Source organism: Amycolatopsis orientalis (assembly GCF_000943515.2).
Lineage (GTDB): Bacteria > Actinomycetota > Actinomycetes > Mycobacteriales > Pseudonocardiaceae > Amycolatopsis > Amycolatopsis orientalis.
The window spans coordinates 797,460-810,010 of the sequence record NZ_CP016174.1 but is presented as its reverse complement, the minus strand read 5'-3'; the positions used below and the strand labels follow the sequence as shown (position 1 = coordinate 810,010).

Genomic DNA, 12,551 nt, shown 5'->3' with positions numbered 1-12,551 from the left:
ATGACGCGGCCACCGAATGGAGCAAGGGACCTTTGCTATCGCTTCGTCAGCGCTCGGCCGATCGCTCGGCCTTGGCCGCCTTCTTGACGGCCTCGGCGACCGCGGGGGCGACGGCGTTGTCGAAGACGCTCGGCACGATGAACGACGCGTTGAGCTTGCCGTTGTCCACGACGTCCGCGATGGCGTCGGCCGCCGCCAGCAGCATCGAGTCGTCGATGTGGTGGGCGTGCGCGTCGAGCAGGCCGCGGAACACGCCGGGGAAGGCGAGCACGTTGTTGATCTGGTTCGGGAAGTCGCTGCGGCCGGTGGCGACGACGGCGGCGTGCTTCTGCGCCTCCAGCGGGTCGATCTCCGGGTCCGGGTTGGCCAGCGCGAACACGACGGCGTCGGACTTCATGGTCGCGACCTGCTCGGCCCCGAACAGGTTCGGCGCGGAGACCCCGATGAACACGTCGGCGCCGACGAGTGCCTCGTGCAGCGTGCCGGACTGCTGCTCCTTGTTGGTGTGCTCGGCGATCCAGGTCAGGTTCTCGTCGAGGTTGCCCCGCGCGGAGTGCACGATGCCGTCGATGTCGGCGGCCACCACGTCGCCCGGCTTCTTGCCCAGCAGCAGGCGGATGATCGCCGAGCCGGCCGCGCCGACGCCGCTGACCACGATCTTGCAGTCCTCGATGTTCTTCCCGACCACGCGCAGCGCGTTGCGCAGGGCGGCGACCACGACGATCGCGGTGCCGTGCTGGTCGTCGTGGAACACCGGGATGTCGAGCTGCTCACGCAGGCGCTTCTCGATCTCGAAGCAGCGCGGCGCGGCGATGTCCTCGAGGTTGATGCCCGCGTAGACCGGGGCGATCGCCTTGACGATCTTGATGATCTCTTCGGTGTCCTGGGTGTCCAGGCACACCGGCCAGGCGTCGACGTCGGCGAACTTCTTGAACAGCGCCGCCTTGCCCTCCATCACCGGGAGCGCGGCGGCGGGGCCGATGTTGCCCAGCCCCAGCACGGCCGAACCGTCGGTGACGACGGCGACGGTGTTCCGCTTGATGGTCAGGCGGCGCGCGTCCTCGGGGTTCGCGGCGATCGCCTGGCAGACCCGCGCCACACCCGGCGTATACGCGCGGGAGAGGTCGTCACGGTTGCGGAGCGCGACCTTGGGGGTGACCTCGATCTTGCCGCCGAGGTGGATCAGGAACGTCCGGTCGGAGACCTTGCGGACCCGCACGCCCGGGAGGGAGTCCAGGGTCTGCGTGATGTCCTGCGCGTGGTTCTCCGACAGGGCGTTGGCGCTGATGTCGACGACGATCGAGTCGGGGTGCGACTCGACGACGTCGAACGCGGTCAGCACACCGCCGACGCGGCCGACGGCGGTCGTCAGATCACCCGCCGCGGTGGACGACGCTGGGGCCTCCACCCGGACGGTGATCGAATATCCGGGACCGGGAACCGGCATGGCACTACCCCCGCTGAGGAACGCTCGAATAGGTCGATCGAAAACCTACTCCCGTGACGACCGCCACGAAGCCTCGCAGGGGGTGACTGACCAGTAACTTCTTACTTGTTGATCTCGGTCTCGGGGTGCACGTAAGGCACGCTCTCGAGCGGGAAGGTCACATCACCGAACGGGGAAAGCGCCCCCTGCCGGTCGGAAGCGAGCTCGGTGACGGGGTGCTCGCCGTCTTCACCGGGCCACGTCGGGTCGATTCCCGCGCGCTTCTTGTTCTCACCCTTCGCCACAACGTCCTCCAGAGCATGGTCAAGCCGTTCTCGAGGGACAGTCTGCCCGAACGCGGCTGCCGGTCCACCACCCGCCCGGTATCCTGGTCGTCTATGCCCGCGCCATCCCTGGCGGACTGGCTGCGCCAGGAGTCCGACGACGCGCTCGCCGCACTGCTGCGCACGCGTCGCGACCTGTCCACGCCGCCCCCGTCCGACACCATCGTGCTCGCCACCCGGGCCGGCACGCCGGGCTCGGTCGCGCGCGCTTGCGAAGACCTCGACACCTTCACCCTCGCCGTGCTCGACGCCCTGCTGCTGGCCGGGGCGGACACCGATCCGGTCGCGGTGACCGAGGTCTCGCGGCTGGTGGGCACCGAGATCGGGGAGGCGCTGACCCTGCTGCGCGGGCGGGCGCTCGTCTGGGGTGAGGACGACGGGCTGCGTGTCCCGCCGTCGGCCCGCGACGCGCTCGGCCCCTTTCCCGCCGGGCTGGGGGCGTCGTCGCCCGCGCTCGCCGGAACGGACATCGAGACCGCGCTCGCGGAGATCGGCGAGGACGAACGCGGCCTGCTGACGACGCTGGCCGCCGGGCCCCCGATCGGCCGGACCCGCGACGCCGCGGCCGACGTCCCGCTGGAGCGGGCGCGGACGCCGGTCCAGCGGCTGCTCGCCAGGGGCCTCCTGTTGCGCCGGGACGACCAGACCGTGGAACTGCCGCGCGAACTCGGGATCGCCCTGCGCGGCGGTTCGGTCTTCGACCCGGCCTCACTGCGCGAACCGGAACTCCCCGTGCATCCGCATCAGCGGTCCACAGTGGACGAGACGGCGGCTGGCGAGGCGATGGAGTTCCTGCGCCAGACCGAAAACATGCTCCGCACTTGGTCGGCGACGCCGCCACCGGTGCTGAAGTCGGGCGGCCTCGGCGTCCGTGAACTGAAGAAGCTCGCCAAGGATCTCGACGTCGACGAGACCCGAGTGACCCTGCTGGCGGAGATCGCCGTCGGCGCCGGCCTGGTCGCCGACAGCGAAGCGACCACGCCGGAATGGATCCCGACGACGCTCACCGACACGTGGCTCGCGTCACCGACCGCGCAGCGCTGGATGACGCTCGCGCAGGCCTGGCTCGAACTGCCCCGGCTGCCCGGTCTCGCCGGCGGCCGGGACGCGAAGGACAAGCCGATCGCGCCGTTGTCGGAGGACCTGCGACGGCCGCTGGCGCCGGTCTCGCGACGGCGGATCCTCCTCGCCCTGGCCGCGCTGCCCGAAGGCTCCGGGGTGAAGAGCACCGACGAGCTGGTCGCCGCGCTCGCCTGGCGCGCGCCGCGGCGGGGCGGGCGGCTGCGGGACGAGACCGTGCGCTGGACGATGGCCGAAGGGGCCGCGCTCGGCCTGATCGGGCTCGGCGGGCTCACCACGGCGACGCGGGCGTTGCTGGCCGAGGACCGGCCGGGCGCGGTGGAAGCGATGCTCGACGCGCTCCCGCGTCCGGTGGACCACGTCCTGGTCCAGGCCGACCTCACCGTGGTCGCGCCGGGGCCGCTGGAGGCCGAACTCGCGGCCGAGATGACCGCCGTGGCCGATATCGAATCGGCCGGGCACGCGACCGTCTACCGGATCACCGAGACGTCCGTGCGGCGCGCGCTGGACACCGGACGGACCGCGGGCGAACTGCACGCGTTGTTCGCGGCCCGGTCGGCGACGCCGGTGCCGCAGGGACTCACCTACCTGATCGACGACGTCGCCCGGCGGCACGGACGGCTCCGCGGTGGCGCCGCCGAGTCGTTCCTGCGCTGCGATGACGCCTCGCTGCTCGCGGAGGTCATGGGCAGCCCGGTCGCGACGGAGTACGGCCTTCGCATGATCGCGCCGACGGTGCTCATCAGTGTGTACCCGCTCGCCGAGGTCCTCGACGCGCTTCGCGCCGCGGGGTTCGCTCCGGCGGCCGAAGGGCCCGACGGGCGCGTCATGGACATCAGGCCGTCTGGACGGCGTCTGCCCGCGAAGGCGCGTGGCCCGCGTCGCGCGCCCGGAGAGCAGGCGGGGCTGACGGACGATCAGGTCGGCAAGATCGTCGCGCACGTCCGGGCGGGTGACGCCGCTTCGGCGCGTCGTCGCGGCGAGACGGTGCGCGCGCCCCAGGGCGGCGGCGCCGGGGACACGTCCGCGACGCTGGCGTTGCTGTCCAAGGCGACCATGGAACGCCGCGAGGTGTGGATCGGCTTCGTCGACTCACGCGGGACGTCGAGCCAGCGCGTGGTGCGGCCGATGCGGGTCGGGGGCGGGGTCCTCGAAGGGACCGACAACGAGCGCTACCCGCTGCACCGGATCACTTCGGCCGCCCTCGTCGAGGAGTGACCACCTCGCTCGTACTCCCGCGTTTAGTCGCACGTATTTCGTCCTCTGGATGCTTTAGGACCGCTGCGCGCCGCGAACATCCTGGTTCTCGGTACGCACCCGTCACGGGTATCGGGATCGTTGATGAAGGAATTGGGACACTCAACGTCCCAATTCCTTCACCGACGCGCGGTCTTCCGTCCACAACTCCACACGCCGACAGGACGTGAGGTTCCACCACCGCATTTAGAGGACGAAACGCGGTGGGGAGGGGGTCAGAGGGCGCGAAGGCCTTGAAGGACGCGTTCCATGAACGCGCGCGAAGAGGAGTCCCCGAGGATCAGCTCCGTCTGATGGATCAGCACCAGCCCCGCGTCCGCCATGTCGCCGACGAGCACCTTCACCACGCCCAGCGGCAGCCGCAGATGCGCGGCGATCTCCGCGATCGACCTGGTGTCCAGGCAGAGGTCGCAGATCTGCCGGTGCTCGATGGTCCGCACGCCGCGATACCGGCGGCCGTCGTCGCTGGTCGACACCAGCGCCTCCAGCGCCAGGTCGTGCGCGGTGCGGGTGCGCCCGCCCGTGCGCGTGTAGGGCCGGACACGGGAGCCCGAGGACGGCAGGTAGACCGACGCGGGCGCGCTGCCGGACGGACCCGAACCCGCGGCGCCGTTACCCGTGGACGCGGGCCGCGGAGACGGCTGGCGGATCGGCGAAGGGGCCGTCGGGACGGGCTCCGGCGGAGCGGGTGGGCGCCGCGGCATGACCGTGCTGATCGAGCTCAGCTCGAACCGGCTCGGGGAGTCGAAGGCCTCGCGTTCGGTGCCCTGGTACAGGGAGTCCCAGCCGGACGGTTCCGGCTCGGTGAACCCGGTGATCTTCATCGGCGGTCACCCACGTACGCCGCCCTGCAGCTGCGCCCGCAGCTCGGGGGTGATCTGCTGCCCGACCCGCTCGACGAGCAGCGTCATCTCGTAGGCCACGGTGCCGATGTCGCAGGTCGGCGCGGCCAGTACGGCGAGCGACGAGCCGTCGGAGACCGACATGAGGAAGAGGTACCCGCGTTCCATCTCGACGACGGTCTGGTTGACCCCGCCCGCGTCGAAGCAGCGCGCCGCGCCCGCGGTGAGGCTGATCAGCCCGGAGGCGACCGCGGAAAGCTGTTCGGCCCGTTCCTGCGGCAGCCCTTCCGACGGCGCGAGGAGAAGCCCGTCCGCCGAGACCAGCACGGCGTGCGCCGCACCGGGAACCCGGCGCGCGAAATCCGTGATGAGCCAGCCGAACGAGCTTTGCTGCTGCCCGGATGCCGTCACAAGTCCCTCCTCGCTGCGTCAAGACCACCTGGGCGGCGTGGTCCGGACCTCTCTCGCTGACCAGCACCGACCAAGCACCGATGAGCCGAAAGACGCCTCCACCCAGCGTATTCGTCCCGCCGATCGTGTCGAGCCCGCCACCCGGCCGACAGCGCTAACCGAACGTGAACGTCCAGCCGCTCACCGCGTCGACTCATCGCGAACCACGCATTCGTGGGTCACCCTGTGGTGGCGTCGCGCGACCGGGCGCGAAGCGACGTCCGCGCAGGTCACCGGCATTTCGGTCGCCCGATCGGGCGATGGCGGCACCGGATCGGGCCGAGGGGATCGCCCCGCGTGCACTCCGGCCGGTGGCGCCGATGCCCGAAGCGGGTGAAGCCTGCCGAGTTCACTCCAACGGCCGCATCCGCCCCGGGCATTTGTCCTTTTTATCCCGCCCGCAACGCCGAATCGTGTGCGATGGCGTGCTGCACGACCGAGATCAACACCTGCTTGGCGGACTCACGTTCCCGAGCGTCACAGGCCATGATCGGCACGGACGGCGAGATCGTCAGCGCGTGCCGGACATCTTCGATCTGGTGGTGCAACAGCCGGTCGAAGCAGTTGATCGCCACGACGTACGGCAGCTTCCGGTTCTCGAAGAAGTCGATCGACGGGAACGCGTCGGCGAGCCGCCGCGTGTCGACCAGCACGACGGCACCGATGGCGCCGACCGCCAGGTCGTCCCACATGAACCAGAACCGGTGCTGGCCCGGCGTACCGAACACGTACAGCACCAGGTCCGAGTCCAGCGAAATCCGGCCGAAGTCCATGGCCACGGTCGTCGTCGACTTGTTCGGGGTGGCCGAATTGTCGTCGACGCCGGTACTGGCCTCGGTCATCATGGCCTCGGTGGTCAGCGGATCGATCTCCGAAACCGCTCCGACCAGCGTGGTCTTCCCCGAGCCGAATCCGCCAGCGACCACGATCTTGGCCGACGACGTCGGTCCGGTCACCTGCGGCGCATTCGCGTCGGAGTCAAATTCTCCGAAGCCCACTGAGCACCCTCTCCATGAACTCGATACTGGGCCGGTCACCCACGTTCTGGCTGGCGGTGTGCACCAGGACCAGGCCGAGGCCGGCCACGTCTCCGATGAGCACCCGGACCACGCCGAGCGGCAGGCGCAACAGCGCCGCGACTTCGGCGACGGACCGGGTGTCCAGGCAAAGGTCGCAGATCGACCGGTGTTCGGGAACGCGTACCCGGTCGAGCACGCGTCCCTGTTCACTGGTCGAGATCAGCGCCTCGATGGCAAGGTCGTACGTCGGCTTGGTCCGTCCCCGCGTGCGGAAGTACGGCCGGACCAAGCCGGATGATTCGACGTCGGTGGTGTACGGCTCGTCGACGTACTCGTTCTGCGCCTGCTGCGGCAGAGCCGCGGCGAGCGGGTCGGCGGCGGCCGCCGCCCGGCGCTCCTCCTCCTTGTCGAAGGAGAACTTGGCGAATTCGCCCGAGTCGTACAGCGGACCGCTCCCACCGCCGAACAGTTCGGCACCGGGTCCGCCGAGCAGGCGTTCCCGGTAGTCGGAAACGCTGAAATCGGCGGGTCCCTGTCCCGCGTTCGAATCGGTCAGCCAGCGGGAGGCCTCGTCCGGCGACACGGGGTCGTCGTCCGACCCCTGTGCCCGGCGCGATCGCCATTCGCGGTCGACCCGGTCCCGGAAGGACGTCCAGTCCTCCCGGCCGTCGTCACGTTCCGACCACCCGCCGGAGAAGTCGTCACCGAGCCGGCCATCGCCCCTCAAGCGCCCGTCGTCCACGGCATTCTCCTCGGTTCCCGGTCGCTCAGCGGCGGACCGACGCGCCCTGCAGCTGCGCGCGCATCTCCGGTGTCAGCTGTTGTCCCACGCGTTCCACCAACAGGGTCATCTCGTAGACGACCAGGCCGATGTCGCTCTCCGGCGACCCGAGGACCGCCAGACAGGACCCGTCGGACACCGACATCAGGAAGAGGAAGCCGTTGGCCATCTCGACCACCGTCTGCGCGACCGTGCCGCCTTCGAACACCTTGGCCGCACCGCGCGCGAGGCTGGTGAGCCCCGACGCGACCGCGGCGAGCTGGTCGGCCCTGTCCTTGGGAAGTCCCTTCGAGGAGGCCAGCAGCAAACCGTCCGCCGACACCACCACGGCATGCGCCGCGCCCGGGACCCGGTGCACGAAATCCGTGATCAGCCAGGCAAAGCTGCTCGTGTGTCCTTTACCCTGCGCCTGGCCGCCAGGCTGCGCCGGACCCCCCGGCTGCATCGCACCCGCCCGTGTCACTTTCACTCCTTACTGCTGTCATCGGCAGGGGAACCCGCACCCCTGCCAGTCACCGGAACGCCGTTGTCATCCAGCGCATCGAGCGGGCGTTCCTTCAACGCGTGCCGTCCCGACGTGTAGCCCTTCTGGAAGCTTGCCATCCGGCTCCGGGCCGCCGTCGCCGAGCGGGCGATCGCACCCGTTCCCGGCATCCCGGAGGTCTTGTCGGCGAAGGAGTCTTCCTTCTTCGGCTCGTTCCCGCCGATCGAGCCCGGGACGAGGTACTGGTTCGGTACCCGTTTGGGCAGGCCCGCCGGGGTGATCTCTTCGTTCCGGTCTTCGTACAGGACCTGCGCCGCCTGCCAGCCGTCGTCCGACGCGCTCCGCCAGCCATTGTCCTGGAGCACCGTCTCCGGCGGAACACTCTGCGGGGTCCGAGTGGGCAACGCCTCGTCGGCGCTCTCGGCGGCGGGGTCGTCGGCGTCGGTGGCGCCGTTGCGGGCCTGCTCGGGCACGTCCGACTCGGTGTCCTCCGCGTAGGAGGTGCCCGAAGGCTCACCGGCCTCGTCGCCTTCACTGAACCAGCGTGAGAGCACCGACTGGTAGATCGGGAGCCGCCTGGTCGGGACGTCGTCGTCCAGCGCCGACTTGCCCGAATCCGCGGGCTCCTCGGGCTGCGACGGCGGTTCGACCGGGTTCACCGGCACGTACCTCGGCTCGCGCTTCGGCAGCACGAGCGACGCGAACTGGGTCTCCGTGCCGCTGGAGGCGCCGTCGCCGTTCGCCGGCGAGATGTCCTCGGCCGTCGGCCACGCCGGGGTCTCCTCGGCGGGGGCCGCCGGGCTGAGGAACGGCCCGGCCGCGTTCTTGCCCGCGACCAGGTCGTCGAGGCTGATCGGCTGGTCGAGCGGGACGAGCCCGCCCTGCTGCGCGACCGGCTGGTGGGACGGTGGCTTCGACGGCGGCGGCGGGGTCATCTCCAGGCCGCGGTCGGACGCCGGGATGCTGGGCAGCGAGGTCGACATCTCGGACATCGACGGCATCGACGTCTCCGAGCGGTTCGACGGCGGCGGGGTGTTCCGCGAGCCGGGCCGCATCTGCGTGAGCAGCTCGGCAGGCACGACGACCCGCGCGATCACGCCGCCTTCGATGTCCTCGTTCTCGCGGAGCCGGACCTCGATGCCGTGGCGGCGCGCCAGGCGCGCGACCACGTACAGGCCCATCCGCCGGGTCACCGAGACGTCCAGGTCCGGCGGGTCGGCGAGCCGCTGGTTGACCTCGGCGAGCCGGTCCTCGGTCATGCCGACACCGTGGTCGGTGACCTGGATGGCGAGCGCCTTCTTGCGGGTGATCACCGCGCGGACGGTCACCTTCGTCTCCGGCTCGGAGAAGTAGGTGGCGTTGTCCAGCAGTTCCGCGAGCACGTGCACGAGGTCGTGGATCGTCAGGCCCTGGACGGCGACGTCGGGGACGATCCCGACCTCGATCCGGGCGTACTGCTCGATCTCCGAGACCGCCGCGCCGATGACGTCGGCGGCGGGCACCGGCTTGGGCACCGACTTCGCGAGACCGGCGCCCGAGAGCACCAGCAGGCTCTCACCGTTGCGGCGCAGCCGCGTGGCGAGGTGGTCGAGTTCGAACAGGCTGGCCAAGTGGTCCGGGTCCTGCTCGTCGGCTTCGAGCCGGTCGATCACGCCGAGCTGGCGTTCCACCAGCCGCTGCGACCGGCGGGACAGGTTCACGAAGATGCCGTTGACGTTCTCTCGCAGGAGGGCCTGCTCGGCGGCCATCTTGACGGCCTGTGCGTGGACGACGTCGAACGACCGCGCGACTTCACCGATCTCGTCACGCGAGGTGACCGGAACCGGTTCGACCGAACGCTTCGAGGCGTTGACCGGATCCGGGTCGTCGAGGATCGCTTGCACGGTTTCCGGCAGTCGTGTGTAGGCGACGTCGAGCGCGGTCTTCCGCAGGATCCGCAGCGGGCGCAGCATCAACCGGGCGATGACGAGCATCAGGAAGAGCGCCGCGAGCAGGGCCAGCAGCACGACCGCGCCGCCGATCCACGCGGAGTTGATCGCCTCGGTGGCCAGTTCGTCGGACTGGGCCCGCAGCTGCCCGAGCAGGTTGGTCTCGACCGCGCGCAGCTTGTCCAGCGCGACGCGGCTGTCGTTGCCGAGCGCGACGTTGTCGATCGACGGCGTCTGGTTCTGCTGCTGCAGGGAGAACGCCATGGTGGTGATCCGGCGGCGGTCGTCGACCTCGGGACCGGAGAAGGTGTCCGAATAGAGCTGCCGCTGTTCGGGGCTGGCGTTCGCGAGGAAGGCCGCCGTCGAGGCGTCACCGCTGGCCACCGCCGAGCGCGCCTGGTCGAACAGGTCGCCGGGGAAGGACGAGCGGAAGGAGGCGATGAGCAGCGCCGCGTCACCGCGGGCGATGAACTCCTTGCTCTCACTGATGGCCTGCACGGTGACGCCGAGCCGGAGCACGTCGCGGTCGGTGACCGCGGTGGTCACCTCGCGGCCGAGCTGGACCAGCGAGTCGAGGATGCCGGAGTAGGCGATGAGGACCGGGGTGTCGCCCAGCAGCGAGGTGTTCATCGCGCCGCGCAGCGGGCGCAGGGCGTCGAGCCGCTGCAGACCACGCGAGTAGCGGTCCCTCGTGTCCTGATCGTCCGGGTTGATCTGGTTCGCCGACGCCCGCAGGTCGTCGACGGCGCGGTCGACCTTGGCGATCTGCGCGTCGAGACCGTTCTGGCGCGCCGGTTCGCCGGAGGCGATCTTGGCGACGGCGAGCGCGCGCTCGCTCTGCAGCTCGTGCACCACGAGGGTGATCTTGTCGGCGAACGCGACCTGATCGGCCGTGTCCTGGAACCGGGCGGCCTCGCTGCTGTCGTCGATCACGCGCAGCGTGCCGAGCGCGAGCGCGGTCAGCGTCGGAATGATCAGGACGGCCGCGAGCTTGGATCGCAGTCTCCAGTTACGCAGGCCCAGGAACGACCCGGACTTCCCGCCAGGACCGTCTCCGGTTTCCCGCGCAGGGGCCCCTCCCACCCCCGCGGTGTCTTCGTTCGGCACCGCCGCACCACCATCATCTTCATCCGGGCCGGGAAAGCCCATTTTGGACATGCCGTTCTCGAACTGGCCGTTCTGCTGTCTGCGTCGGTTGTCGGAGACCACTACCCGCACACTCCTGCCGCCCGGCAGGGATGTTCGTGACGCGCGGGGTCACTCCTCCGGATGAGGGGGTCGTCTTCGACGCAGTCTCTCAGGTGCACTTTGCCGAAATCCCGCCTGGCTTCATTGGTCTGTTCGGCCTAACCCGCCAGTGCGCGGACACGCACCAGTGAAGCACGGACGTGTTCAGCTTGTTCGACACAGAGTGCCTTGCACCTCAGGAAAGGTCCAGAGCGTTCGGCCATCCAAGGCACTCTCTTTCACTACATCAGTGGTCCACACCTCACTACCGGTGCATGAGGGTAGCGAACGGGAGGGCCAGATGTAACCCTTCGGTCAAGACGTACAAGAAGACCCCGGACGGGTCTTGACCCGTTGGCGCTCAGTAGTCAACAAGTCCCAAGCATGAACACGCCGAGTTGTGTTCACTTCTGACAAACAACCTGTTCGGGTGATCGTTACCACTTGGGATCATGGGATGACCACCCATTGTGAGCGCAGTGTCCGTTCTCTACAGTGGGCCCGTGACTCGACAAAGAGTCACTTCCGAATTCCACATCAGGCCACGTCATCACGTGTCCCTCCCTTGATCAGGAGCACCCCTTTGCTTGGCTCTGCAAGCTCGAAGAAGGCCTTGAGCGTCAGCCTCGGTCGGCGTGGAGCCCTCGCATTCGCGATGGCGGCCGTCGTTTCGGTATCGGTCAGCGGCTGCGGCCTTCTCGGCGGCGACGATTCGTCCTCCTCCGGCGGCTCCGGGAACCTCGAGAAGTCGAAGATCAAGGTCGCCGTGATGTCGACCATCGACCTCGCCCCGCTCCGGCTCGCCCAGGACGGCGGCTACTTCAAGAACGAGGGACTCGACGTCGAGGCCATCGAAGCCGCGACCGGCCAGGTCTCGCTGACCAAGCTGATCGGCGGCGAGGTCGACGTGGCCTACGCGAGCTACACGCCGTTCTTCATCGCGGCGAGCAAGGGCACCGCCGACATCAAGCTGGTCGCGGACGCCTCCTCCGCCGGCCCGAAGAGCACCATGCTGGTCACGCTGCCGACGTCCTCGGTGAAGAGCGTCAGCGACCTGGCGGGCAAGAAGATCGGCATCACCGCGCCGAACACCGTGTCCGACACGCTGTCCAAGTCGGTCATGAAGGACCACGGCGTCGACGCCAGCAAGGTCCAGTGGGTGCCGGTCCCGCTGCCGAACATCGGGAACGCGCTCAAGAACGGCGACATCGACGCCGGCTTCCTGACCGAGCCGTTCATCACGCAGACCGCGAAGCAGGCGGGCACCGTCCCGGTCGTGGACACCGCCACCGGCGCCACCCAGGACTTCCCCACCGCCGGCTACGGCGCGCTCGGCAAGTTCGTCTCCGAGAACCCGAAGACCGTGGCGGCCTTCCAGCGCGCCATGCAGAAGGCGACCCGCGACGCCGCCGACCGCTCCAAGATCGAGCCACTGCTGGTCAAGTACGCCAAGATCGACCAGGACACCGCCGCGCTGACCACGCTGCTGACCTTCCAGTCCACCCTGGACCCCCGCCGCATCCAGCGGGTCCCGGACCTGCTCCTGCAGATGGGCGCCATCCAGAGCAAGATCGACGTCGGCCCGATGATCGCGCCGCAGACCACCAGCTGATGACTCGCGGTTACTCCGAATTACCGTTCCACCCGGAATTTGATTACTAAAAGTAGTGATGTCCAAGCGGGTGATCAGGTGATCGGGCGAATGGCCTAAAA

Annotated in this window: 11 protein-coding genes; 2 read left to right on the top strand and 9 right to left on the bottom strand. The window is 69.3% G+C overall.

The window, feature by feature from the left end; translation table 11 throughout:
• Nucleotides 1-46 precede the first annotated feature (46 nt).
• The gene (locus SD37_RS03910; RefSeq protein ID WP_044853864.1) at nucleotides 47-1,447 is read right to left on the bottom strand and encodes an NAD-dependent malic enzyme; all 1,401 of its coding nucleotides are present in this window, start codon (nucleotides 1,445-1,447) and stop codon (nucleotides 47-49) included.
• A 101-nt stretch (nucleotides 1,448-1,548) separates the two neighbouring features.
• Nucleotides 1,549-1,731: a hypothetical protein gene (locus tag SD37_RS03905; RefSeq protein WP_037318042.1), complete on the bottom strand. Its 183-nt coding sequence runs from the start codon at nucleotides 1,729-1,731 to the stop codon at nucleotides 1,549-1,551.
• Nucleotides 1,732-1,824: 93 nt separating this feature from the next.
• Here SD37_RS03905 and SD37_RS03900 point away from each other — a divergent pair, with 93 nt between their 5' ends.
• The gene (locus SD37_RS03900) at nucleotides 1,825-4,068 is read left to right on the top strand and encodes a helicase-associated domain-containing protein (RefSeq protein ID WP_044853863.1); all 2,244 of its coding nucleotides are present in this window, start codon (nucleotides 1,825-1,827) and stop codon (nucleotides 4,066-4,068) included.
• Between the two features lie 254 nt (nucleotides 4,069-4,322).
• On the opposite strand, the gene SD37_RS03895 is transcribed toward SD37_RS03900, so the two are convergent.
• From SD37_RS03895 to SD37_RS44255, 7 genes are all read right to left on the bottom strand, one after another.
• The gene (locus SD37_RS03895; RefSeq protein ID WP_044853862.1) at nucleotides 4,323-4,931 is read right to left on the bottom strand and encodes a DUF742 domain-containing protein; all 609 of its coding nucleotides are present in this window, start codon (nucleotides 4,929-4,931) and stop codon (nucleotides 4,323-4,325) included.
• A gap of 6 nt (nucleotides 4,932-4,937) precedes the next feature.
• Nucleotides 4,938-5,360, bottom strand: a complete 423-nt coding sequence (locus SD37_RS03890) for a roadblock/LC7 domain-containing protein (RefSeq protein WP_037318050.1) — start codon at nucleotides 5,358-5,360, stop codon at nucleotides 4,938-4,940.
• 428 nt (nucleotides 5,361-5,788) lie between these two features.
• The gene (locus tag SD37_RS03885) at nucleotides 5,789-6,397 is read right to left on the bottom strand and encodes a GTP-binding protein (protein ID WP_007033392.1); all 609 of its coding nucleotides are present in this window, start codon (nucleotides 6,395-6,397) and stop codon (nucleotides 5,789-5,791) included.
• A complete protein-coding gene (locus tag SD37_RS03880; protein ID WP_037318052.1) occupies nucleotides 6,378-7,160 on the bottom strand; it encodes a DUF742 domain-containing protein in 783 nt (260 codons plus the stop codon). The genes SD37_RS03885 and SD37_RS03880 overlap by 20 nt, the downstream gene beginning before the upstream one ends.
• 25 nt (nucleotides 7,161-7,185) lie before the next feature.
• A complete protein-coding gene (locus tag SD37_RS03875) occupies nucleotides 7,186-7,644 on the bottom strand; it encodes a roadblock/LC7 domain-containing protein (RefSeq protein WP_085939650.1) in 459 nt (152 codons plus the stop codon).
• A 20-nt stretch (nucleotides 7,645-7,664) separates the two neighbouring features.
• Nucleotides 7,665-10,769, bottom strand: coding sequence for a nitrate- and nitrite sensing domain-containing protein (locus SD37_RS03870; protein ID WP_044854066.1), 3,105 nt, complete (start codon nucleotides 10,767-10,769; stop codon nucleotides 7,665-7,667).
• Between the two features lie 606 nt (nucleotides 10,770-11,375).
• Complete coding sequence (locus SD37_RS44255; protein ID WP_418189802.1) at nucleotides 11,376-11,618, bottom strand: hypothetical protein; 243 nt, start codon at nucleotides 11,616-11,618, stop codon at nucleotides 11,376-11,378.
• On the opposite strand from SD37_RS44255, the gene SD37_RS03865 reads away from it, so the two are divergent.
• On the top strand, nucleotides 11,608-12,450 hold the full coding sequence (locus SD37_RS03865) for an ABC transporter substrate-binding protein (RefSeq protein ID WP_418189801.1): 843 nt from the start codon (nucleotides 11,608-11,610) through the stop codon (nucleotides 12,448-12,450). The two genes, SD37_RS44255 and SD37_RS03865, sit on opposite strands and share 11 nt — an antisense overlap.
• The last annotated feature ends 101 nt before the right edge of the window (nucleotides 12,451-12,551 follow it).

Bases quoted from the DNA above. Each gene is read 5' to 3' on its own strand.
- SD37_RS03910 (WP_044853864.1), bottom strand. From the start codon at position 1,447: ATGCCGGTTCCCGGTCCCGGATATTCGATCACCGTCCGGGTGGAGGCC.
- SD37_RS03900 (WP_044853863.1), top strand. From the start codon at position 1,825: ATGCCCGCGCCATCCCTGGCGGACTGGCTGCGCCAGGAGTCCGACGAC.
- SD37_RS03895 (WP_044853862.1), bottom strand. From the start codon at position 4,931: ATGAAGATCACCGGGTTCACCGAGCCGGAACCGTCCGGCTGGGACTCC.
- SD37_RS03875 (WP_085939650.1), bottom strand. From the start codon at position 7,644: ATGCAGCCGGGGGGTCCGGCGCAGCCTGGCGGCCAGGCGCAGGGTAAA.
- SD37_RS03870 (WP_044854066.1), bottom strand. From the start codon at position 10,769: ATGTCCAAAATGGGCTTTCCCGGCCCGGATGAAGATGATGGTGGTGCG.
- SD37_RS03865 (WP_418189801.1), top strand. From the start codon at position 11,608: ATGTCGACCATCGACCTCGCCCCGCTCCGGCTCGCCCAGGACGGCGGC.
- SD37_RS44255 (WP_418189802.1), bottom strand. From the start codon at position 11,618: ATGGTCGACATCACGGCGACCTTGATCTTCGACTTCTCGAGGTTCCCG.